Raw genomic sequence first — 23,820 nt, 5'->3', positions numbered from 1 at the left:
ACAAGCGCTCGAACAACCGGCGCAAGGCAGTGAAAGCGCTGGCGGCGGAACACCGCCGAATTGCCAATCGGCGCAAAGATTTCTTGCATCAGACCAGCGCAAAGCTGGTAAGCCAATGCGGCCTGATCGCCACTGAGCAATTGAACGTCAAGGGTATGACCGCCAGCGGTGGCGAATACAAGAAGGGATTGAACCGCAGCATTCTGGACACCGCACCGTCCACCTTTTTAACCCTGCTAAAGAGCAAAGCGGAAGAAGCTGGCTTGCAGTGGTGTGAAGTGCCGACCCGTCAGGTTAAACCAAGCCAGACGTGTCACCGGTGCGGTGTCCAGCGTAAAAAAACGCTCGCGGAGCGCATTCATCGTTGTAGTTGCGGGGCTGAATGCAGCCGCGACGAAAATGCGGCGCGAGTGATGTTGAATTGGGCGCTGACAGGTAGCGCCTCCGGTCAGGAACTGGCCGAGGTGGGGAGCGGTGGACGTTTCGCCGTGCTGAACCACGAAACTCACGCTGTACCGGCGCTAGCCGGTCAGCGGGAGTAGTTCATCAACTGTAAGAGTATTTAATGTCTAGCTTGAGGCAATGCTAGTGGCTGTCATAGGACGCCCTAGTAAATACCCCTGCAAAAAATCACATCCCTCGGTGGTGAGTAGGGCTTGTTGAGTTGCTGTCTCGACTCCCTCGGCAACGACCTTCAAACCCAAACTGTGACCCATTGCGATGATGGCTTTGACCAGTGAACGGCTGCGGTCGTTCCCTTCTATTTGTGAAACAAAGCTGCGGTCGATTTTCACGGTGCTGAGTTTGAAACGAGAAAGGTAGCTAAGAGAGGAATAACCGGTGCCAAAGTCATCTAGTGCTAACCCAACGCCAATATCATGTAGTCGCTGTAGCAAAGCCGGCATGTCAAATCCCTCACTAGCAAACAGTGTTTCGGTAAGTTCCAGTTCAATTTGATTCGCGGCAACACCAAACCGGTTAAGGATAGCGACCAAATGCTGATCAAAGTCCTTTTGCATAAATTGACGTACGGATACGTTAATACTGACGACTGGCGGTGATTGCATTTCGTTTGACCATCGGGCTGCTTGTTGGATGGCTTCATTGAGTACCCAATCCCCTAAGTCGAGAATCAAAGCCGATTGTTCTGCAATGGGAATAAATCGTGCAGGAGAAACTGCCCCTAATGTTGGGCTATTCCATCGTAATAAAGCCTCAACCTTGACCAGTTTGCCACTGTGTGCATCAACAATCGGCTGGTAAGCAAGCTGTAATTGCTCTGGTTGGTGTAATGCTAAACGCAGTTCGGATTCTAAGCGCAAGGCAGATGCCAGTTTTTCATCCATATCTGGCTCAAAGAAACACCATCCCCCTCTTCCACGCGCTTTGGCTTCATACATCGCCATTTCCGCGTGTTGTAATAAATTAGTAGGAGAATCCCCTTCCGAACCGGATAAGGCAATGCCAATACTGGCGCCAATCATCACTTGCAATGTGCCTTGTCGAATTTCTCGACTCAATTGTTGGCACATGCTCCGTGCGCGTTCTTCAATTGCTAAGATGTCGCTGTTTGATTGTATGTCTGAAATGACTAATGCAAATTCATCGCTATTGATACGGCCAAGTACATCACGATCTTGAGACATTGTCCGCAGCAAGTTAGCCGTTTTCTTGATGACTTTATCACCCTGTGCGCGCCCCATCATATCATTGACATGTTTAAGGTGATCCAGATCAATTAATAGAACGGCACATTGTGTTTTTTGGCGTTCACATTCCCATAAGATGGTTGCAAGCTTGTGTTCTAGGTGCTGTCGATTGGGTAGACCGGTCATGTCATCCGTGGTGGATAGACGCAGTCGTTCTTGTTCTGCCTGTCTGCGTTCTGTGAGATCGCGAATTTGTCCAATGAGTATCGTTTGGCCAAAGTTCTTAAATGCTGAAACGCTAATTTCTGCTGGAAAGGCAGCGAGAGCAGACATGGGTTGAATCATTCTCTCTAATGCGATGGGTTTGGTTAACGCATCGGCTTGCGCCAATTTTTTCATTTCATGCAACATCGACAACGCTTCATCATGATCGTTGGCCAGCAAGGGGAGGGGTTGCCCAACTAATTTTTCCGGCTTGGAAAAACCTGCCATTTTGGCAAAGTGATCATTGCAAAATAACACCTTGCCTTGAAGATTGCTTGCAACTAAGGCATCGGGTAAGTGATGCAATACCTGTTGTAACCAACGATGAGACTGTCGTGCCGCGATAAAAACCAATCCTAAGGCTAAAACTAAACTCATACTCCAATTGAACACGGTATAAAAGAGGGGTTGGGCTAGGGTGGAACTGGTCGTGGGATCGACAATTGCTGGTACGATCAACACCATCGCTTTAAGAATAAAAATGATGCCTATCCAATATTCTTTTTGTTGTCGAGCGAAGGTAAATCCCGCCCAGAGATAAATCATCATCATCAATAAGCTCACCAAAAACCGAGCAATATCTTGGCTCATGCCAAAGCCGATGATGCCAATTGTTATTGTCATCAAGATGGTTTGTTGCCCGATGAAACGCCATTTTTGTATGCGACCGATGAGGGCTTGAGTACCTGCCAGCAGTAGGACGAGAAATAGCGCTGTACTGACCAGCGATACTAAGGCTAAAGGAAACCACTGTGAGTGTTGGTATTGATAGCCGGTCAAGCTGGCCACACCGAGGTTGAGATGTGCAATACCCCACAACAAGGCTGCGCGATTGAGACGATCACCGATCCAAACCATGAAAAATGCCAAGCCTAGAATACCGAATAAGATCGAGGCTAAGTAATAGTAATAAGGCATGGTTAGATCATCCCAATGGTTTGAAGAATCAAAATTCTCTTCCTGTTTGGTTGCTTTTACGATCAAAAAATCAATCTTTGTTAATTTTGTTATTGATTTCATTTTTTATCAATAAAAATTTCCATTACCTCTTTTAAGTTTTTGAGATGAAATGATTTTCCTTTTGAAATTTTTTGCTTTGTGGCCATCATCATCTGCTCTGTGACAAGAGGTGTGATTTTGGTTTAACTAATTTTAAATACTTGCCTTATATTAAATAGTTTTTTTGGTGTTTTTTTGCGATATTTCGCCCACTTTTGTTGTGAGACGTGGCCGAAAAATATCGACCTGTCAATCTGATGCACAATTTGCGGTTATTGTGAGCGGTTAGAGGCGAGTGCTTCGCCTCAAATAGTGCCGTCTCTATTCTTGTTTGAACGCTCTTTTTAAATAAAATTTCTTTTTATTTTCAAGTGTTTATTTTTAATACTGCCTCTCTCGCACCTAATTGGTGCCAGCAATTTTGCGACATTTAATAAACTTCTATAGAATGTCAAAAACAACAAATCTCTTTGACGGGCTTGCGCTGTGACTAAGAAAAGTTTTTTTCTTGACAAAGTGGCGTGAGTTTTTTGTCTAACTGCTCTATTCTTCCTCCGACGCACTCCCGTTCGTTTGCTAAAAGGATACCCCGCATCATGGCGCTTGTTAAAAAAACCCTGACTTCTTCCGCTCCCTCTTCTTCCTCCGACCGTCGCACCAGCCCGCTTGCCAGCCGTGAAGCAGATGCCCAGCGCAAACGTGCTCGTACCTTGGCGAAACAACAACAAGCGGCAGAACGAATTTCCTCTGCCACGACTCAGCTTGCCTCGGGCATTAACGAAGCTGCTTCGGCTGCAGAAGAGCTCAAACGGGCCGCTGACCAAATTGCGACAGGGGCAGAAGAAGCCTCGGGCGCTGCGCAAGAATCTCTTGCTGCTTTCCGCCAAGTTGGTGTGGCATTAGGCCGACAGTTAGAAAGCGCCAATCTGTCACAAACCAAAGTTGATGCCACACAAAATTTAATCGGTAAGGTATCGGGTGAAATTACCACCTTGATTGGCAATGTGGGGGTGGCGGCGCAACGCCAAGCAGCCTCGGTGGACATGGTTGGAGAGTTGGAAAAACAAGCAGCAAATATCGGTGATATTGTCAAAGCCGTGGCGCGGATTGCTGACCAAACCAATTTATTGGCGCTAAATGCAGCCATTGAAGCGGCCCGCGCAGGGAAACATGGCAAAGGCTTTGCCGTGGTTGCGGATGAGGTTCGTACCTTGGCCGAAACCTCCGAGAAAAGTGCCAAACAAATTCAAGATTTAGTGGCGCAGATTCAAACTGAAGTCAAAGTGATTTCCGAGGGAATCAATACTTCGGCCAAAGATGTGCAGCAGGAAATGGAGAATGGCCGTGTGATTACCAGCCAGCTTGAGCAGATTCGCGCCGATACCACGGAGATGGCACGCGGTATTCAAGAAACTGCCGCAGGTGCTCAACAATCGAACGCCGCAGCCCTGCAAGCGCTAAAAGGTACTGAAAGTATTGCAGCAGCGGCTGAAGAACAATCAGCAGCCACAGAAGAAGCAGCAAAAACCATCGAAGAACAAACCCAAGCCTTGTCCGAATGTGAACAAGCGGCACAAAACTTGTCCGAGTTGGCAGAAGAGTTGAAAAACTCGACCGACATCAGCAAGAGCGCAGAAGAAGTGGCTTCTGCTGCAGAAGAATTATCCTCGGCTGTGCAAGAAATCAATCGTTCTAGCACGCAAATCATGGCTGCTATCGACCAAATTCGTAAGAGTGCACAAATCCAAGGCACCGCCACTGAAGAATCTGCTGCTGCCATTGGTCAAATTGAAAAAGGTTTGGAAATCGGTCAACAACGTGCACGCAATGCCAACGAAAAAGTGGAATTGATGATGCAAATGCTGACCAACAATAAAAACAGCATTGATCGCTTGGTCGAAGGCATCCATCGTTCGGTCGGTTCTTCTCGCACCAGCCTGAAACAAATCAAAGAGTTAGAATTGGTGTCGCGTCGGATTGATAAAATTGTCGATGCCATTACCACCGTCTCGATTCAAACCAATATGTTAGCCGTGAATGGTTCGATTGAAGCGGCGCGGGCGGGTGAGTTTGGTAAAGGCTTTGTGGTGGTAGCAACAGACATCCGTAACTTAGCGCATGACTCAGCAGAAAATGCAGATCGGATTAAAGATTTAGTCAAAGCGGTACAAGATCAAATTGGTATCGTGTGGCGTGATTTAGAAGAAATTATCAGCGCGGCCAGTTCCGAAGCAGAAAAAGCGAAAACCGTGACATCGGCTTTGGTATCGATTGAAAGTGATCTATCTGAAGTGGGCCGGAGTTCGCGTGACATTCTGAGTGCTGCGACTGAAATTGCTGCTGCCATTACCCAAGTTAAAACCGGTGTTGATCAAATTGCCGCCGCCGCACAAGAAGCCGAACGTGCTTCCGATGAAGCCGCTGCCGCTGCTAAACAACAGGCACAAGGCGCAGAAGAATTGGCTGCTGCGATTGAGGAAATTGCATCTTTGGCTGACGAGCTGCAAAGCGCGTAATGCCTCGGTGTGATCTGACTCAAGGAGCAGCAAAGTATGAACCATGATGAAAACGCCGTCCTCGCGCCGCCGCTGGCGGATGGCGAGGATGTAGACAATCATGATGCCGAACATGATATTCGGCAGTTTGTGATTTTTTTGTGCGGCAATGAAGTCTTTGCTGTCGATATGACGCCGGTACAAGAAATTATTCGAGTGCCGGATGTGGTGCGGGTGCCTTTGGCTCCACCAACCTTAGATGGGTTGGCGAATCTGCGGGGCAAGGTATTACCCATTATCAGCCTCCGGCGCATTTTTGGCTTTGAGGAATGCGAACGCGATGATTCCAGCCGTGCTGTGGTGATCGATCAGGGTCAACCACTCGGTTTTGTGGTGGATCGCGTGAGCAGTGTGATTGGCGTAGAGCCTGCTCGGGTCGAGCATGTTGGTGCGCTAAGCACCACCATTAACACCGATCTCCTCGCTGGTTTGCTGAAAGATGTCGGTGGCTATCCGATGGTGATGGTGTTGAATTTTGAACGCCTGATCAGTAAAGAGTTTGCTGATATTGCCAACTTATCGCGTTCGATGGGACATGCTGCGTTCAGTGCTGCACAAGAAGACGCTGACGAAGAAGAAAATAGCGATGAACTGCAGCTGGTCAGTTTTGAGGCCGCCCATCAGGAATATGCAATCCCAATTGAGCATGTGCAAGAAATTGTGCAAGTGCCTGAACATATTGTGCATGTGCCTCGTTCTGATGCCTATGTCCTCGGTGTGATGACCTTACGCAATCGCTTATTGCCCTTGGTGTCATTGCGTCGCATGTTCCATCTACCTAATCAAGACATGGATGAGCACAGTCGGATTGTGGTGGTGGGGATTGCTGGGATGTCGGTTGGTGTGGTGATGGATAGTGTCAACGAAGTTTTGCGCGTGCCGCGTGACCGTGTTGATACCATGCCCAAGCTGTTGGCAAAAGAAGGTCAACTCTCTGATATTTCAGCGATTTGCCGTTTGGAAGGGGGCAAGCGTTTGGTGTCGATTATTGCCACCGATCATCTTTTCCGCCATTCCGCCATTCAAGAGGCTTTGAATAACGTGAACAGTAAACAAGACGCTTATCTGCAACAACATCACGAGCAAGACGAAGAGCTGGCTGATGATGAAGAGCAAGTGGTGGTGTTCCGCTTGGATAAGGAAGAATTTGGGGTACCGATTGAAAGTGTGCAAGAAATTGTGCGGGTGCCTGATGAATTAACCCATATTCCAAAAGCGCCTCCTTTTGTCGAAGGGGTGATCAATCTGCGCGGTTCCGTGCTACCAGTGATTGACCAACGCCGCCGTTTAGGTCTGTCTACCATCGAGCGCAGTGATCGTCAGCGCATTATGGTGTTTTTACTTGATGGCGTACGCACAGGCTTTATTGTCGATTCTGTCGCGGAAGTTTTGAAAATCCATAAATCGGCGATTGAACCAGCACCAAGTCTGTCGAGTGAACAAGCACATTTGATTGGTCGTATCGCCAATTTGGAAACCCAAAAACGCCTGATTCAGCTGATTGAGCCCAACCGTTTAATCAGTGGCGAAGACCGCGCACAACTGGTTTCCTTGTCCTAGCTTTGCCTCCCCCGCTTTGCCGCTGTGAAGTGGGGGATATCAACACACTATAACGACTATTTCGTCTCTGACCCAATGCGACAGAGGCGGCAACCACTTGGATATTTTTCATGATTAAGCTGCTCATCGTTGATGACTCGGCCCTGATGCGGCGTCAGCTCACCCGTTTGTTTGAATCTGAAGGCGATTTCATCGTGCGCGTGGCCCGTAATGGCCGTGAAGCAATTGAAGAAAACCTGTCTTTTCAACCAGATGTAATCAGTCTTGATATCAATATGCCAGAAATGGATGGCCTCACTGCCTTATCGTTATTGATGGCGCAGCGGCCCGTGCCGGTGGTGATGGTGTCGTCGTTAACCGAAAAAGGCGCGTTGGCAACATTCGAGGCATTGAATCTAGGTGCTGTCGATTTTGTGACAAAACCCGGCGGCACCATCTCTTTGTCATTGCAAGAAGTGGAAGCGGAGATTGTCGCCAAAATTCGCTCGGCAGCAAAAGCGCGGCTGAAAAAAGGCCGTGGGCGTACTGTTGTCGCTGCGCCACCCCCCGAACCTGCGCCAACGACCCGCACTTTCCCATCACGGTTGGTGCGGAATGGTGTGGTGTTGATTGGTGTATCAACCGGCGGCCCGCGCACCTTAGAAGATATTTTGCCCTTATTGCCAGCCGAATTTCCGTGGCCGGTGGTGGTGGCACAGCACATGCCGCCCAGCTTTACCCGTCCCTTTGCCGAGCGCATGAATAATTTGTGCGAATTAGAGGTGAGCGAATTAAACCGCCCCACCACGTTGCAAGCAGGACAGGTGTATATCGCCAAGGGTGGGGCAGATGTGGTGTTGAGTGATCGTACTGGCCGCTTAATGGCCAATCCACGCCCAGAAAATCCACAATTGCTATGGCACCCTTCGGTTGAGCTATTAGGTCGTTCAGCGTTAGAGCATTGCAATCCAGAGCATGTGATTGCAGTGATGCTAACCGGCATGGGTGATGATGGGGCGGAGTCGTTCGCCGAACTTAAACGGCGTGGGGCACGCACTATCGCTGAATCAGAACAAAGTGCTGTGGTATTTGGGATGCCGGCGGCGTTGATTGCGCGTGACGGGGCATCCATCGTGTTGCCATCCGATCAAATTGCGAAACAACTGCTGTCTTGGTTGAGCTGAGAATAAGAGGGGATAAGAATGGCACTGATTAAAGCACAAATCATATCGGATGCTGGCGCTGAGGCTGGCTATACCTTAGAACAACTCCTGCAAGCGTTACAACACGATGAGGCAAGCTGTCGCCGGCAAGCTGCACGCGATTTGGTTGCCTATCCTGCTGCCAGTGCCGCCTTATTCAATCAACTGGCTCAAGAACAAGATACCAGTGTGCGCGAGGTGATTTTTACCTCGCTGACGCGAATTGGCAATGAAGAGGCCGTTGCTGGCCTGATTACCTGTTTGCGTTCTGAAGATGCCATGTTACGTAACGAAGCCATTGAAGCAATGAAGCAATTACCGCAGGAAATGGCACCGATTATGAGCCAACTATTACACGATCCTGATTCCGATGTGCGTATTTTCGCGGTCAATGTGTTGGAGTCGTTATGCCATCCCGAGGTGGAAAATTGGCTCATTGAAGTGATTAGCCAAGATTGTCATGTCAATGTCTGTGCGACTGCGGTTGACTTATTAGGTGAAGTCGGTTCGCCTCGTGCCCATGATGCGCTGCAGGCATTGAAACAACGCTTTGCTGGTGAGCCGTATATTCAATTTGCTGCTGATATTGCGCTCAAACGCATTGCCCACGTTTAAGGACGACATGCACGATGGCTGATTTGACCTTAAGCGACGATGATTTCTTTAAGTTTCGCGAATTTTTTTATCGCAAAACTGGCATTTTATTTGAAGATTCAAAACGTTATTTTGTTGACAAGCGTTTATTAGAACGTATCGCTGCCACCGGCAACGATAGTTTCCGCAGCTATTTTATTATGTTGCGTTTTCAAGCCTCTGGCGAAGAGTTACAGGCGCTGGTCAATGCCATGACCGTCAACGAAACCTATTTCTTCCGTGAAGACTATCAATTTGATTGTCTGACTCGCTCGATGCTGACTGATATTATCACCCACCGTGATCATAACGAGCCGATCCGCATTTGGTCGGTGCCGTCGTCTTCGGGTGAAGAGGCTTATACCATTGCCATGTATCTGCTTGAAGCATGGCCGTATTTGTCGGAGTGGGATGTCGAGATTATCTCATCAGATATTGATACCGACATTATCAACAAGGCAAAACAAGGTCTGTATTCGGCACGCTCGGTGCAGCATGTACCGGCGGATTTGCTACAAAAATATTTCCGCCGCAAGGGGGATTTCTATCAAATCAATGACGCTTTACGCGAAGTGGTCGAATTCACGCGAGTGAATGTGATGGACCCAGCGGATATGCGTTCTTATCGCAACTTTGATGTGATTTTCTGCCGTAATTTATTGATTTATTTTGATGACTTGTCCAGAAAGCAAGCGGCAGAGGCGTTTTATGATGCGCTCCGACCGGGTGGTTTTATTTGTTTAGGGCATTCTGAATCGATGAGCCGAATTTCATCGCTGTTTCGTGTGCGGAAATTCCCCGAGGCCATCGTCTATCAAAAACCACATGAGGGTAAGCGATGAAACAAATCTTGGTGATTGATGATGCTGCCACGGTGCGGATGTATCACCGCAGTATTTTGGAACAAGCCGGCTATCAGGTCGAAGAGGCAGTGAACGGTGTCGAGGCACTTGAAAAAGTCGCCCGCCACACCTTTGATTTGTATTTGGTCGATATCAATATGCCCAAACTCGATGGCTATGGCTTTCTGCGTGAATTGCGTAGCAAGCCGATGCCACAGGCACCCGCCATCATGGTCTCAACCGAAGCGGCGGCCAACGATCAAAAACTGGCCTATATCACCGGTGCCAATCTATATCTGATTAAACCGGTGCGCCCTGATCGTTTGCTTGCTCATGTCCATACCCTGTTGGGAGTGCCTCAGTCATGACGCCCTTGCTCGAACAATTCTTATCCGAAGCCCGTGATTTTTTACAGGGAATCGGGGAAAAACTGCTGCAACTAGAAGACCGTCCCGACGATAACAGCATCATGGGTGAACTGTTTCGCTTGGTGCATACCCTGAAGGGCAATAGCGGTTTATTTGAATTTCCTGAAATGACCCGCGTGCTGCATGCGGCAGAAGATTTAATGGATGCGGTGCGCGACCAACAAGTGCCCTATTCCGCGCCATTGGCCGATCAATTGCTTGAAGCGATGGATTTCGTCACAGAATTATTAGATGAAATTGAACAAGCAGAGGCCATTTCTTCTCATCGAATGCCACAAGCGCAGCATTTTGCCGAAGCCTTGCGCAAACTGCTCCATGCCGCCAGCGAGGAAGCCCCTGCGGTTCCCGAACCTGCCGCCGCACCGACGACAAATGCCGTGGTGGATAGTGTGTTGCAACATCAGCAACAACGTTGCAGTGTGATGCCAGATGACATACGGCTGGCGCTTTATCAGCGAATGATGGCGGGGGAAACACCGCTGTGGGTGTGTTATCAACCCGAGGAAGAATCGTTCTATAAAGGCGAAGACCCTTTCTTCCAAGTGTTACAACTTCCGCAACAAGAATGGCAATGGGTGACCTCTCGCGAGCCGTGGCCAGCGGTGGAAGAACTCGATGCCTATCGTTGTATCCTGAGCTTTGAGTGGATCAGTGGTCAAAATGAACTCGAATTGCGTGAACATTTCCGCTATGTCCCCGAACAGCTGACATGTACGCCGTTGCTGGCAGAGGCTTTGTTGCAAGTCAGTGGTGAAAGCGAATTGCGCCCAGAATTGGCCGAATTTATTGGTCAGTTACAGCCACTGTTGGTACAAAAACAGTTTGCTGAAGCGGTGGCTGCGATTGAACGCGCCTTACAGCTTTGTGCCCAAGATTTGCGGATTAGCTCGGCTTTGCGTTGGTTGGCCGTGGTATTGACACATCAACCCCAACGGCACGATTTAATTGAACAGCTGTTGGCTGTGTTGGCAGAGGAAAGCGGCAGTGTATTAGAAACCGTGTTGGCGGTGACACCACCGACCCCTGTACCAACGCCCACCCCCACCGCGTTGGAACAACACGCCGAAGACAGTGCTTGGTCTTTCCATGTGGTGTTGGAAGCACAACGCGAAATTTTAACGTTGCCCGACCGTCCTGCTTGGTTGGCGGGTCGCTTGCAATCGGTTGCCCAGAGTTTGGCAGCCGCCTTGCAAAGTATGAATCTGCAGGAACAACTGCCGGCTTTAGAACAGGCTTTACAAGCAGCATTAGCCCAGCAATCCCCTGCCCCATTGCTGTATTGTGTTGACCACGTCTTGCAAGGGCAAGAGCCGCATAGCCTTGAACCCACTGCCGCCGTTATATCACCACCGGCGTTGCCATCCGCTGCCGTGGTACCACAACAAGCCCTTCCTGTAACTGCAAAGCCAGGGTCAGAAGACGACAATAAGCCGTTGGCACGGCGCAATGAAGAAACGCCCTATACCACACCGCGTACACTCAAAGTCGAACAAAGCAAAATTGATCGCCTAATGAATTTAATCGGTGAGATGGTCGTGGCAAAAAATGCGCTGCCTTATTTGGCAGGGCGAGCAGAAAGTGTGTTTGGCAGTCGCGAGTTGTCACGCGAGATTAAAGCGCAATACTCGGTGATTAACCGCATTGCTGAAGAAATGCAAGACGCCATCATGCAAGTGCGGATGATGCCGGTTTCGTTTGTCTTCCAGCGGTTTCCGCGTTTGGTGCGGGATACTGCCCACCGCCTTGGTAAAGAAGTGCATTTGGTGATGGAAGGCGAAAACACCGAAGCCGATAAAAACATTATCGAGAGCTTGGCCGACCCGTTAATTCACATTGTGCGTAACAGTCTCGACCACGGTATTGAAATGCCTGCTGAACGGCAAGCGGCAGGTAAGCCAGCCGAAGGCCGGTTAAGTATCCGTGCCAGCCAAGAAAGCGACCGTGTCATTATTGAAATCGCCGATGATGGGCGCGGTATTGATCCACAGGTTATCCGTCGTAAAGCCTATGAACGTGGCTTGATTGATGAAAACGATTTGGAACGCTTAACCGATCAACAAGCGATTGAGCTGATTTTTGCCGCTGGATTCTCCACTGCTGAAACGGTGACCGACCTATCGGGTCGTGGAGTCGGCATGGATGTGGTGCGTACGGCGTTGGCGCGGGTGAAAGGGGGCGTCGAATTATCGAGCGAAGCCGGCAAAGGCACCCGTTTGCGCTTATCGTTACCGCTGTCGATGGCGGTGACCAATGTGATGATTGTTGAATCGGATCAGCAAGTGTTTGGTGTGCCGATGGATGCGGTGGTCGAAACCGTGCGCGTGCCGCGTGAGCAAATTCGTTGGATTAAACAACGGCAAACGACTGTATTGCGTGGGCGAATTGTGCCATTGGTGTCGTTGAATGAACTATTGGCTTTGCCAACGCCGCAACGCATGAATGCCGATGGTGAATACGCCGCGCTGGTGGTGCGAATTGATAAAGACCATCTCGGCATTTTAGTGGATGATTTCCGTGAGACCGTTGACATTATCCTCAAGCCTTTAAGTGGGGTATTAAGTGGGTTGGCCGGTTATGCCGGTTCTGCGTTGTTGGGGGATGGTTCGGTGTTGATGGTGCTCGATCCGAAGGAGCTCGTGTAATGGCGATCAGTTTTCGTAAAAACCTTGCTGTGGTCAGCGATACTCTGGGTGTAGAAGACGCTGATGCTTTATTAGAATGGCTACAAAAGCAGGCAAAAGGTAAAATCGATCTTTCCGCCTGCACCCATCTACACTGTGCCAATTTGCAAGTTTTGATGGCACTGCGCCCGAGCATTCATGCTTGGCCTACCTATCCACCTTTGGCGCGTTGGTTACAAGCCGCCCTACTGTAAGGAGAATGTTTCCATGACAAAAACGATTATGATCGTTGACGACTCTGCAACCATGATTATGAGTTTGCGTAACAACCTAGAAATTGCTGGTTTTAAGGTGGAAAGCGCCCAAGACGGTTCACAAGCCTTAGCACGTTTAAAAGCAGGGGTGAAGCCAGACCTGATTATCACTGACATCAATATGCCGAATATGGGGGGGCTGGAGTTTATTCGTGCCGCCCGTGCCCTGCCAGGGTTCCGCTTCATACCCATTTTGGCCTTGACCACCGAAAGCCAACAAACCAAACGCGATGAAGCGAAGAAGTTGGGGGCAACGGGTTGGTTGGTCAAACCTGTTGGTGGTGCAGACTTGTTAAAAGTCATTCGCCAAGTGTTGCCGGGAGCCTAAACACGGTGAGGGCTGATACAGCAAATTCATTCTCAAACTCGCCAGAGCCGCAGACCTCTTTCGAAAAAACCCGCCGTTTGCGTCGCAATATGGCCGTGATGACCTCTGGCGTGAGTCTTTTCATTGGCGTTTTATTTTATCTGACCCACGATATATTCAGCCGGCTGGCGCTTGATGTTGGGATGGATCCCACCTTGCTGTTATCAATCATGGTGGTTATCGCGGTGCTGGCAACAAACTTTGTTGCCGCTAGGGTGTTTTTGCGGCGCAATTTTCGCTTGGCAGGCGGGTTGGGAGAAACGCTAGATTTACTGGAAACAAAACAAACGGCGCTTGAGAAAAAAGAACAGCTATCACACGAGTTGATTCAACAAACCACTCAACTGGACAGTATGTTTCATGCCAATTTACAGCGCGCTATTGATGACAGTGAATCTTCAGCGCTACAAATTATGTCCGATGTGCGACAGCTGAATGATATGGCAGTGCAACTGGTGAATTATCTACAAACCTCGAATCTGAACGCCCATAATATGGAGGACGAGATTCAGACTGGGGTGGACTATATTCGCGATATTGGCCGCTTTGTGGAAGAGTTACCGGACAAAATTCGCCACGATATGTCGGCTATCCATACTGCCTTACAGGATATTAAACGGCTAGAAGGCTTGGCCGGTAGTATCAAAGAAATCAGTGATCAAACCAATTTATTGGCGCTGAATGCGTCGATTGAAGCGGCACGTGCCGGTGAAGCCGGACGTGGCTTTGCCGTGGTGGCGGATGAGGTACGCAAATTGGCGGTGCGTTCGACCACCGCAGCCAATACCATCGAAGCCGGTTTAAATCAGGCATTATCTGGGGTTGAACGTAGCCTATCCTTAAATTTGCTAGGTGACTCAAATAAACAGCTGATGCAAGCGTCGAATGCGGTGTCAATTATTAACCGCTTGCAAGAAAACTACGATGACATGCGGCAGTTCTATAAGACCTTGTTCACAGTGGTGAATCGCCACAATGTCAATATTGCTGAGCAAATTGGCGAGGTGATGGGGCTGTTGCAATATCAGGATGTGATCAGTCAACGCCTGGGGCGGATGCAATCGGTGTTGCAAGCCAGATTAACCAGCTGTGAACAAGCCGAAGACTATGATCATCACTTCGATCATGCGCAACTGCTTGAACAGTGGCAACAACTGATTACCGACTATCGAGAATATGAGTCACATCATACTCACCCGAAAGATCAGCCAACACGCGGTGGGGCTGCGGCCTCAACACCGAATATTGAGCTGTTCTAACTGATTTGCCTTTTTGGATGGCTGCTAATGGATACCTCTTCTTTGCTGAAACAAGCACTCGATTATCGTGCGGATAGTCTGTTACAAGACTGGACATCGCATGTAATCGCACATTGGCACAGCCAGCATAGCCTAAACGACTATGAACAACATAATCTGCAACAGCGGATGACGGTGATTGTTCAAGCGCTGACGCCGATTTTGCTGCGTACACCGGTTGAGCGTTTTGAATTTGACCCCGAGTGTGCCTTAGCCGAAGAAGTGCGGTTGTTGGTCGGGGAACAAGCCCGATCAGGCATTCAACCAGCACAAACCTCGTATTTAATCATTGCCTTAAAACAAGTGCTGACACAGCGGTTGATTGCTGTGGCCCCCTCGGTTGCTGAACTCTCCGCTGCTTTGCTGTGGCTCGAACAAGTATTAGATCGTTTGGCGATGTTTAGCTTTGAGGCCTTTGTTGAAACCCGAGAGCGGATTATTGTGCAGCAGAGCCTATCACTGATGGAGCTCTCGACGCCGGTATTACGTTTGTGGCACCAAGTGTTACTGCTGCCCTTGGTTGGGGTGTTGGATACAGCGCGCGCGCGCCAACTTACCGAGCGTTTGCTTGAAGCGGTCACTCGACATGAAGCCTTGGTGACCATTATTGATGTCACCGGCGTACCGGTGCTTGATACCAGCGTGGCACGTCATCTGATGAAAACCATTGATGCCGCCCGTTTATTGGGCACCAGTATTGTGATGACCGGTATCAGTCCTGAAGGGGCACAAACTTTAACTAAGTTAGGGATTAGCTTTTCGGATGTTACCAGCCGCGCTTCGTTACGGGCAGGGATTGCCGAGGCGTTATATCTGGTAGGCCGACGTATTTCACCGATTGGGCAAAATGGGGATGTGAAACCATGAAAATCCCCATCCTGCGCCTTGGGCGCATTTTGTTGGTGTCGATACAAATCGACCTAACCGACAATGATGCCATGCAGTTTCAGTCCGACTTGGTCAATTTGGTGGCGGAAACCGAGGCGTTAGGGGTGGCGATTGATATCACTGCCCTCGATGTTGTGGATTCTTATATGGCACGAGTGATTAACGATACCGCGAGTATGGTGCGTTTGCTTGGGGCCGAAGTGGTTATCTGTGGCATTCAACCGTTTGTGGCGTTGACTCTCGTTGAGATGGGGCGCGACTTATTCGGTGCCGATTGTACTTTTAACCTCAGCCAAGGCATGGATAAGCTTCATGCCAAGATTGCGTTACGGGCTGATGCACGTTATCTCGAGGAAGACGATGCTTGGCCCTCAGCTCAGTGAAACCCTGCCCATCAATAATGCGATGGATATTGTGAGTGCGCGCCGCACAGCGCGTTCTTTGTGTCAACAACTGGGTTTTAGCAATGCCGATCAAACGCGGCTTGCCACCGCTGTCTCAGAACTCACCCGCAATGTCATTCAATACGCAGGTCATGGGGAATGTCTTATTGAAGACTGCTCGGATGAACTTTCGCGCCGGATTCGAGTCTGTGTTCGAGATTGGGGCCCCGGTATTGCTGATGTAGAACAAGCATTGCAAGATGGTTTTAGCACCAGCGGTGGACTGGGCGCTGGCTTGCCCGGGACACGGCGTTTGGTCGATGAATTTACCATTCTCTCTGATCATGAAGGTACACGTGTTACTATCGTATTGACCCGTCCTTATCGTATGCGTTAAGGATGACGTTGATTGCACTGCCAGCATTAAGAAGTTTATCCATGTGTTTTTATGCACCTGTCTCTGTCGAAGACCCCCATCTTGTGAAAGTGCCTGTGAGCAGTGAAATTCATATTATGGAGGCCTCTCGCCGCGCGCGGTGGTTAGCCGAAGAAATGGGGTTTAATCGCATTGCGGCCTATCATATTGCAACGGCAGCATCTGAATTGGCGGCCAACTTATTTTTTCATGGTCGGGGTGGCACGCTATCAGCCTTTATGATTCAAGACCCTGCGGTTGGTTTGGTGTTGTTGGCAGAAGACCAAGGGCCCGGTATCGCTGATTTAGCATTAGCACTGACCGATGGTTACAGTACAACAGGCAGTTTAGGCTGCGGCTTGCCGGGGGTGAGGCGGTTGATGGATCAATTTGATATTTGCAGCGAGCTTGGTGCAGGATGCCAAGTACAGGCAGTGAAATGGTTAATTCGACAATAACCACACCTCCATTAAACGGCCAATTTGCGTGGGCCTGTCGTCCCCAATACGGTGAAACCGTGTGTGGCGATGGCGTCGGCTGGTGGCCATCGGCACAGGGCTGGGTGTTTGCTTTAGTCGATGGCTTAGGGCATGGTGAAGAGGCTCGCATTGCGGCTGAATCGGCATTGCTTACGGTACAACAACAACTGACACAGCCACTCACCACATTATTCACTGAATGCGATCAGGCGTTGTTTTCGACCCGTGGCGCTGCGTTGGCGGTGGGCCGTATTCAATGCCACGGCAGCCAATGTGAATTTGAACATGCGGCAGTGGGTAATATCCGAACCGTACTATGGCGTGATGGAAAAGTACGGCGTTTTGGCGCGGCACGCGGCATTGTCGGGGCGGGGTTTTTCTCGCTGTATACCGAAAAAATGGGGCTGCAACGTGGTGATTGGTTGCTGTTTTACAGCGATGGTATTGCTGAGGCAGCGCCATTGACGCAAACCTTACCCGACCGTGTGCCAGACCAGCCATTGGCTGAGCAATTGCTGGCGCAATGGGCTGATGGTAAAGATGACGCTGCTTTATTGTTGTATCGGCATGAATAAAACCTTATTAGCACAACAATACAGTCACATTGTGCAGCGCGTGGTGCTGCAACAGGATCCGTTGGCGATTGAGATGGCGTTGGCGGATGCCGCCGAACTTGGGCGGGTGTTGGTGCAACAAGACATCCCACCAGAAGAACTGACCGAGTTTCACCATCTCGCCCTACTTGAATTGACCAAACGCTTTCCTGCTTTGACCTTGGCCGAGGCGGCACAGCAACTGACGGCACCGTTAATGGAAGCGTTGATGGCTTACAGTTTGGCGTTCCGGCAACAGTTAGAACACCGTGCTCAAGAAATGGTCAATGCGCGTTTAGAACAGTCCCGCCGGTTAGAAGCGGTGGGCACATTGGCCGCTGGGATTGCCCATGATTTTAATAATATCGTGGGCGCGATTTCTGGTTTTGCTGAGTTCTTGGCAGAAGATCTACCCGAAACCACCCCCCAACACGGCTATTGCCAACGTATTTTGCAGGGCAGTGCCCGCGCCCGTGATTTAATCAACCGCCTGTTGACGTTTGCCCGCACCATGCCGAATCAAAAACAGCCGGTTGACGTGGTGCGTGCGGTGCATGATGCCGTGATGTTGTTGCAGGCCTCGTTGCCGCCCAATGTCGAGTTGCGTTGGCATACCACACTGCCTGCTGCGTGGGTGATGGCGGAACCGTCACAAATTCAACAGTTGATTCTTAATTTGACTATTAACGCGGCGGATGCGATGGCGGGGCAACAGGGCCTGATTGACATTCAGCTAGATGTCGCCTCTCCAACCGCAGATGACGCTTCTCTACCCACTTTGCGTTTAACGGTACGCGATAATGGGGAGGGGATGAGCCAAGAAGTGCAACAGCGGGTGTTCGATCCCTTTTTCACCACCAAAGCCCCCGGCAAAGGCAGTGGTTTGGGGCTGTCGGTTGTGCATGGCATCGTCAGCCAGCTCGGTGGTATGATTCAACTCCAAAGCCGCCTTGGAGATGGCAGTGAGTTTATCTTAGATCTGCCTCAAATCGCTGCACCGGCGGCTCACTCGGAAGGCGGCGAGTTTTAATGAAAGAAGGCATGATGGCACGCGTGTTGGTAGTGGATGATGATGAGCTGTTTCGTAGCATGTTGACGGAAATGGTCGGGCGCGAAGGACACCAAGTGTCCACCGCCACCAACGGTCATGAAGCCCTAAAAGCTGTCTCTTTACAACGCCCGGATGTGGTGATTACCGATATTTTAATGCCAGAAAAAGATGGTATTGAGCTGATTATGGAATTGGCCCAGCTCGGTGCTTCTATTCCGGTGATTGCGGTGTCTGGCGGACGACGGGCGATTAGCACCGACTTTAACCTCGAGTCGGCGCGGCTGTTGGGGGTGTGTGCCACCTTGGGTAAGCCTTTTTCTCGTGAAGCGCTGCGCCAAGCGTTGCAGCAGGCTTTAATGCACTGATGTCAGCCCAAGTTTTAGTGGTCAGCAACCGCAAAGGGGGGTCGGGTAAAAGCACCACCTCGGTCAACCTTGCCGCGCATTGGGCCACCTTGGGGCTGCGGGTGTTGTTGATCGATTTAGATACCCAAGGCCATTGTGCAGTGGGTTTAGGGCTAAAAAACATCCCACCCCACCACACCATCCATCATATCCTCACTGAAAACAACGCCGATTTATCAACGGCTATCCTGAGCACGGGCCGCGAACGGTTGTGGTTGGCCCCTGCCGATCCAATGTTTGAACACAGTCGGGTGGCAGGTGATCAATTATTGTTGAAGCGGTTGTTAAGTGCCGAGGCGGTGCAGCAACACTATGATTTCATTATTCTCGATACGCCGCCTTCTCTCGATTTTCTGCTACTCAATGCCCTGTCTGCTGCAGATTGGGCGTTAATTCCTTTTCTTCCCCATGCCCTCGCCGCCGAAGGCGTGCGACAGCTCTCGCGTATTTTGTTTAAAGTCGCGATGCAGCAAAATGCCAATCTGCGTCTTGTCGGCTTATTGCCGGTCATGTTGGACAGTCGCATTGGCCTACATCGTACTATTTGTGACGAGATGGCTAAGCAATTCGGCAGTCAGCGGCTGTTGGCCGGCATTCGCAATGACATCAAGTTGGCTGAGGCGTTTGCGTGTGGTAAGCCGGTGTTAGAACATGCGCCGGCTAGCCGAGGGAATGCCGACTATCGACAGTTGGCCGAGCAGTTATTGTTGTTGTTTGAGGCGCAAGGACGGGGCCGTTAATGCGCGATGCTGGTCGCTAATAGACAGCTCCGTTAGAATCACCGCTTTATCTCTCATCTTGATGGCGTAATTCCTTCTTATGTTAACTTTCCAAGACATCATTCAAACCTTGCAGGCCTATTGGGCGCGGCAAGGGTGTGCATTGTTACAGCCCTATGATATGGAAATGGGGGCGGGTACTAGCCATACCGCAACGTTCTTGCGCGCCATTGGCCCAGAACCGTGGCATGCCGCTTATGTGCAGCCTTCACGCCGCCCGAAAGATGGCCGTTACGGTGAAAACCCCAACCGCTTGCAGCATTACTACCAATATCAAGTAGTACTCAAACCCAGCCCGAGCAATATCCAAGACTTATACCTCGATAGCTTGCGCGAATTGGGGATTGATCCTTGTGTGCACGATATTCGTTTTGTCGAAGATGATTGGGAAAACCCGACCTTGGGCGCATGGGGATTGGGTTGGGAAGTGTGGCTGAACGGTATGGAAGTCACCCAATTTACCTATTTCCAACAGGTTGGCGGCTTAGACTGCAAACCGGTGTTAGGTGAAATTACCTACGGTATTGAACGTTTGGCGATGTATTTGCAAGGCGTAGAAAACGTCTATGACTTGGTGTGGGTGGTGCGTCCTGATGGCAGCAAACTGACCTATGGCGATGTGTATCACCAAAACGAAGTCGAACAATCGCGCTACAACTTTGAACACAGCAATGTCGAGTTTTTATTCGCCCAGTTCACTCAGTTTGAAGGCGAAGCCAAGCGGTTGTTAGAAACCGGTTTGGCCATTCCCGGCTATGAGATGATTTTAAAAGCAGCACACACCTTTAACCTGTTGGATGCCCGTGGCGCCATTTCGGTTACCGAGCGTGCTGCTTATATTGGCCGCATCCGTGCCTTAGCACGTTTAGTGGCACAAGCCTATTACGATAGCCGCGAAGCATTGGGTTTCCCCATGTTGGCGACGGCCAAAACGGAGTAAGCCCATCATGAAGGCACGCACTCTTTCTGCTCTTGGTTTAGGTTTGGGTCTGATGATGGCCAGCTTGCCGCTGTTAGCGGCAGAAAACTGGTTGGTTTACCAACGTGGGCCGCGTCTGTCCTTGGCGATTGATCGTGCCTCGTTAGCCACTCAAGCGGATGGTTTACTGCATTTTGTACATGAAGAGCGTTATGCGCGAGAAATGTACGAAAAGAAAATGGATGTGCGGTTTTTTATCCGCCGCACCCGTGTCGCGGTGGACTGCAACAAAGACATTTATGCTTTCACGCGCTCTGACTATTTGGACAAGGAACGCAAGCCGGTATTTTCTGGCATGTTTGATATCCAACGCCATGCGTGGCAGTTCCTCGAAGTCAGTGCTGATTCAATGGGGGAAGCCATGGTCACCACCGCCTGCACGCTCATTAACCATCCAGCCTATTCTCTTTCGACCAAGCCCTAAGCCATGCCAACTCTACTCGTTGAATTATTTACCGAAGAACTTCCGCCAAAAGCGCTGCCCCGTTTAGCTGCCGTTTTTGCCGATACCATCCACCAAGAACTGGCAAATAAACAACTGTGCAGTGATAGCAGCGTTGTCCATCGTTATGCCAGTCCGCGCCGTTTGGCCGTCACCATCAGCGATGTGGCTGCGGTCGGGCCAGCCCAAATCGTGTCAGAAAAACTGATGCCGGTGACTGTCGCACTCGACCAAGAAGGGCAACCCACCCCCGCTTTATTGAAAAAGTTACAAGCGAAAAACCTCAGTGCCGACATCGTGTCGCAGTGTGAACGCCGTCCCGATGGGAAAAGCGAAAGCTTGTTCTACACCTATACCGCCGAAGGTGCACAACTCAATCAAGTCTTGAGCGCAGCGATTGATAGTGCAGTGAAAAAGCTGCCAATTCCTAAGGTCATGCGTTGGGGTGATTCTGAAGTGACCTTTGTGCGCCCAGTACATCGTTTGGTCTGCTTGCATGGCGAAGCGATTGTGCCGGCACAAGTGTTGGGTCTGCAATCTGGCCGCATCACCGGTGGTCATCGTTTCTTGTCCAAGGGGGAGATCAGCATTCCTTCGGCAGAACAATATGCCCGCACCTTGCACGATCAAGGCCGCGTGATTGCCAGTTTTGAAGCCCGTCGTGAACTGATTCGTCACAAATTGCAAGAACGCAGCCAAGCCTTGCAAGCGACATTGGCAGCGGACGATGCGCTGTTAGATGAAGTCACCGCTTTGGTCGAATGGCCGGTGGTACTCGAAGCGGGTTTTGAAGCCGATTTCCTGAAAGTGCCACAGGAATGTCTGATTTTGACCATGCAGCAAAATCAGAAATACTTCCCCTTGCTCGATCAACAACAAAAATTGATCAATCGCTTCCTATTGGTGTCCAACTTAGAAAGCGACCAACCGCAACACATTATTCACGGCAATGAACGGGTGTTGCGTGCGCGGTTGTCTGATGCCCGTTTCTTCTTTGAACAAGATCAAAAAGCCAAACTCGATTCACGTTTACCGCGCTTGGCCGAAGTGGTGTACCACAACAAAATTGGCAACCAGCTGCAACGTATCGAGCGCATTGAAGCGTTGGCCGGTGAGATTGCTGGTCTGTTGGGGGCGGATGTGGCGCTGGCGCGGCGCGCCGGTCGCTTGGCAAAAGCCGATTTGGTCAGCGAAATGGTCGGTGAATTCCCCGAACTGCAAGGCATTATGGGGATGTATTACGCCCGTTTAGATGGTGAAGATGAGGCTGTTGCTGCTGCGATTGAAGCCCATTACCACCCTCGCTTTGCTGGTGATACCCTGCCACAGGGCCCGATTGCCCTGTCGGTGGCGTTGGCCGATAAACTAGAAACCTTGGCAGGTATTTGGGGTATTGGCTTAATCCCGACCGGTGATAAAGACCCGTTTGGCCTGCGTCGGCAAGCGCTGGGTGTGTTGCGGATGTTGGTTGAGGCACAATTGCCTTTAGACTTATCCGACCTGTTGCAGCGTGCAGTGCAGCAATTCCCTGCGGGTCTGTTGGCAGCTGACACCGCATCTGCACTCTACGGTTTTGCCTTGGAGCGATTGAAAAATCTATTGGCGGCGGAACACCGCGCGGATGAGATTGATGCCGTGTTAGCGTTGTCGCCGCGTCGTCTCGATCAATTGACCTCGGTATTGGCGGCGGTGTCTGCATTCCGTTCTCTGCCAGAAGCCAGCACTTTAGCTGCGGCAAATAAGCGGGTGAAAAATATCCTCAAGAAAGTGGAGGGTGAGGTCAGCGCAACCGTCGATGCTGCTTTACTGAGCGAAGCGGCAGAACAAGCGTTGGCTGCCGCAGTTACCGCGATTCGCCCTGAAGTTGAGGCGGCTTTTGCTGCGGGTAACTACCAAACGGCCTTAAGTCGTCTAGCTGCCCTGAAAGCGCCCGTCGATAGCTTCTTTGAACAGGTGATGGTGATGGCCGATGACGAATCGGTTCGCCGCAATCGGTTGGCGTTGTTGGCGCAGTTGTCGGGTTTGTTTAACCAAGTGGCGGATATTTCTCTGTTAGCAGAGTAATTCCATCGCGTGGGTTCACTTTCCGCTGGCGCAGAGACTCAGAGGGTCTCTGCGCTTGCTTGGCATCGCACGGCACAGGAAAAAAACAATGAAACTGGTGATTTTAGACCGCGATGGCGTGATCAATCACGACCGTGACGACTTTGTCAAAAACAGCATGGAATGGGTTGCCCTCGACCGTGCACCCGAAGCGATTGCCTTGTTGTCACAAGCCGGCTGGAAGGTGGTCATTGCCACCAATCAATCCGGTCTAGGACGAGGTCTATTCGACATGCATGCGTTGAATGCGATGCACGAGAAAATGCACCGTATGGTGCAACGGGCCGGCGGCAGAATTGATGCGATTTTCTTCTGTCCTCACACCCCCGATGCCGGCTGTCAATGCCGTAAACCGAAACCCGGTATGGTGATTGATATTGCCGAGCGGTATGGGGTCAAACCCGATAGCTTAATCATGATTGGTGATAGCCTGCGTGATTTGGAGTCGGTGGCGGCGGTGGGGGGGCGTTCTATCTTAGTCAAAACAGGCAAAGGCAGTGCAACCTTAGAAAAAGGCGGCCTACCGGCTGGAACCTTAGTTTTTGATGATTTGTTTGCTGCGGCTGAGTTCTTACTTAGTCAGATTTGAGAGC

General features: G+C 50.4%; 24 protein-coding genes. 23 read left to right on the top strand and 1 reads right to left on the bottom strand.

The window, feature by feature from the left end; genetic code table 11:
• Positions 1–542: RNA-guided endonuclease InsQ/TnpB family protein (locus ACYVJG_RS11285; protein WP_460431141.1), on the top strand; the 542-nt coding region annotated here is incomplete at its 5' end.
• 27 nt (positions 543–569) lie between these two features.
• Here the strand turns inward: ACYVJG_RS11285 and ACYVJG_RS11280 are convergent.
• Positions 570–2,831, bottom strand: coding sequence for a putative bifunctional diguanylate cyclase/phosphodiesterase (locus tag ACYVJG_RS11280; protein WP_460431140.1), 2,262 nt, complete (start codon positions 2,829–2,831; stop codon positions 570–572).
• Positions 2,832–3,508: 677 nt separating this feature from the next.
• On the opposite strand from ACYVJG_RS11280, the gene ACYVJG_RS11275 reads away from it, so the two are divergent.
• From ACYVJG_RS11275 to gmhB, 22 genes are all read left to right on the top strand, one after another.
• Complete coding sequence (locus tag ACYVJG_RS11275) at positions 3,509–5,428, top strand: methyl-accepting chemotaxis protein (protein ID WP_460431139.1); 1,920 nt, start codon at positions 3,509–3,511, stop codon at positions 5,426–5,428.
• A 36-nt stretch (positions 5,429–5,464) separates the two neighbouring features.
• On the top strand, positions 5,465–7,027 hold the full coding sequence (locus tag ACYVJG_RS11270; RefSeq protein ID WP_460431138.1) for a chemotaxis protein CheW: 1,563 nt from the start codon (positions 5,465–5,467) through the stop codon (positions 7,025–7,027).
• Positions 7,028–7,137: 110 nt separating this feature from the next.
• On the top strand, positions 7,138–8,190 hold the full coding sequence (gene cheB / locus ACYVJG_RS11265) for a chemotaxis-specific protein-glutamate methyltransferase CheB (RefSeq protein WP_460431137.1): 1,053 nt from the start codon (positions 7,138–7,140) through the stop codon (positions 8,188–8,190).
• A gap of 18 nt (positions 8,191–8,208) precedes the next feature.
• Complete coding sequence (locus tag ACYVJG_RS11260; RefSeq protein ID WP_460431136.1) at positions 8,209–8,823, top strand: HEAT repeat domain-containing protein; 615 nt, start codon at positions 8,209–8,211, stop codon at positions 8,821–8,823.
• Between the two features lie 14 nt (positions 8,824–8,837).
• Complete coding sequence (locus ACYVJG_RS11255; protein ID WP_460431135.1) at positions 8,838–9,683, top strand: CheR family methyltransferase; 846 nt, start codon at positions 8,838–8,840, stop codon at positions 9,681–9,683.
• On the top strand, positions 9,680–10,051 hold the full coding sequence (locus ACYVJG_RS11250; protein WP_460431134.1) for a response regulator: 372 nt from the start codon (positions 9,680–9,682) through the stop codon (positions 10,049–10,051). Before ACYVJG_RS11255 ends, ACYVJG_RS11250 begins: the two co-directional genes overlap by 4 nt.
• Complete coding sequence (locus ACYVJG_RS11245; RefSeq protein ID WP_460431133.1) at positions 10,048–12,753, top strand: chemotaxis protein CheA; 2,706 nt, start codon at positions 10,048–10,050, stop codon at positions 12,751–12,753. The genes ACYVJG_RS11250 and ACYVJG_RS11245 overlap by 4 nt, the downstream gene beginning before the upstream one ends.
• Positions 12,753–12,986 (top strand): hypothetical protein, encoded by a 234-nt coding sequence (locus ACYVJG_RS11240; protein WP_460431132.1) that lies wholly within the window; start codon positions 12,753–12,755, stop codon positions 12,984–12,986. Before ACYVJG_RS11245 ends, ACYVJG_RS11240 begins: the two co-directional genes overlap by 1 nt.
• A 13-nt stretch (positions 12,987–12,999) precedes the next feature.
• A complete protein-coding gene (locus tag ACYVJG_RS11235) occupies positions 13,000–13,374 on the top strand; it encodes a response regulator (protein WP_460431131.1) in 375 nt (124 codons plus the stop codon).
• A gap of 89 nt (positions 13,375–13,463) precedes the next feature.
• Positions 13,464–14,672: a methyl-accepting chemotaxis protein gene (locus tag ACYVJG_RS11230; protein WP_460431130.1), complete on the top strand. Its 1,209-nt coding sequence runs from the start codon at positions 13,464–13,466 to the stop codon at positions 14,670–14,672.
• 27 nt (positions 14,673–14,699) lie between these two features.
• On the top strand, positions 14,700–15,578 hold the full coding sequence (locus tag ACYVJG_RS11225) for an STAS domain-containing protein (protein WP_460431129.1): 879 nt from the start codon (positions 14,700–14,702) through the stop codon (positions 15,576–15,578).
• A complete protein-coding gene (locus tag ACYVJG_RS11220) occupies positions 15,575–15,982 on the top strand; it encodes an STAS domain-containing protein (protein WP_460431128.1) in 408 nt (135 codons plus the stop codon). The genes ACYVJG_RS11225 and ACYVJG_RS11220 overlap by 4 nt, the downstream gene beginning before the upstream one ends.
• Positions 15,960–16,379 carry an anti-sigma regulatory factor gene (locus tag ACYVJG_RS11215; protein WP_460431127.1) on the top strand — a complete coding sequence of 140 codons (420 nt, stop codon included), beginning with the start codon at positions 15,960–15,962 and terminating at the stop codon, positions 16,377–16,379. The genes ACYVJG_RS11220 and ACYVJG_RS11215 overlap by 23 nt, the downstream gene beginning before the upstream one ends.
• 41 nt (positions 16,380–16,420) lie before the next feature.
• A complete protein-coding gene (locus tag ACYVJG_RS11210; RefSeq protein WP_460431126.1) occupies positions 16,421–16,855 on the top strand; it encodes an anti-sigma regulatory factor in 435 nt (144 codons plus the stop codon).
• Positions 16,837–17,451 (top strand): SpoIIE family protein phosphatase, encoded by a 615-nt coding sequence (locus ACYVJG_RS11205; protein WP_460431125.1) that lies wholly within the window; start codon positions 16,837–16,839, stop codon positions 17,449–17,451. Before ACYVJG_RS11210 ends, ACYVJG_RS11205 begins: the two co-directional genes overlap by 19 nt.
• A complete protein-coding gene (locus ACYVJG_RS11200) occupies positions 17,417–18,499 on the top strand; it encodes a sensor histidine kinase (RefSeq protein ID WP_460431124.1) in 1,083 nt (360 codons plus the stop codon). The genes ACYVJG_RS11205 and ACYVJG_RS11200 overlap by 35 nt, the downstream gene beginning before the upstream one ends.
• Positions 18,499–18,885, top strand: coding sequence for a response regulator (locus tag ACYVJG_RS11195; RefSeq protein ID WP_460431123.1), 387 nt, complete (start codon positions 18,499–18,501; stop codon positions 18,883–18,885). The genes ACYVJG_RS11200 and ACYVJG_RS11195 overlap by 1 nt, the downstream gene beginning before the upstream one ends.
• Positions 18,885–19,664, top strand: coding sequence for a ParA family protein (locus ACYVJG_RS11190; protein ID WP_460431122.1), 780 nt, complete (start codon positions 18,885–18,887; stop codon positions 19,662–19,664). Before ACYVJG_RS11195 ends, ACYVJG_RS11190 begins: the two co-directional genes overlap by 1 nt.
• A gap of 79 nt (positions 19,665–19,743) precedes the next feature.
• Entirely contained in the window at positions 19,744–20,643 is a 900-nt protein-coding gene (gene glyQ / locus ACYVJG_RS11185; protein WP_460431121.1) for a glycine--tRNA ligase subunit alpha, read from the top strand.
• A gap of 7 nt (positions 20,644–20,650) precedes the next feature.
• On the top strand, positions 20,651–21,106 hold the full coding sequence (locus tag ACYVJG_RS11180; protein ID WP_460431120.1) for a surface-adhesin E family protein: 456 nt from the start codon (positions 20,651–20,653) through the stop codon (positions 21,104–21,106).
• 3 nt (positions 21,107–21,109) lie between these two features.
• Positions 21,110–23,188, top strand: a complete 2,079-nt coding sequence (gene glyS, locus ACYVJG_RS11175; protein ID WP_460431119.1) for a glycine--tRNA ligase subunit beta — start codon at positions 21,110–21,112, stop codon at positions 23,186–23,188.
• An 88-nt stretch (positions 23,189–23,276) separates the two neighbouring features.
• Positions 23,277–23,816, top strand: a complete 540-nt coding sequence (gmhB, locus tag ACYVJG_RS11170) for a D-glycero-beta-D-manno-heptose 1,7-bisphosphate 7-phosphatase (RefSeq protein WP_022654000.1) — start codon at positions 23,277–23,279, stop codon at positions 23,814–23,816.
• Positions 23,817–23,820: the final 4 nt, after the last annotated feature.

The sequence above is a fragment of the Aquaspirillum soli genome (assembly GCF_054781915.1).
Note: the sequence above shows the minus strand (reverse complement) of the source record. Positions and strands in the feature narration are given on the sequence as shown.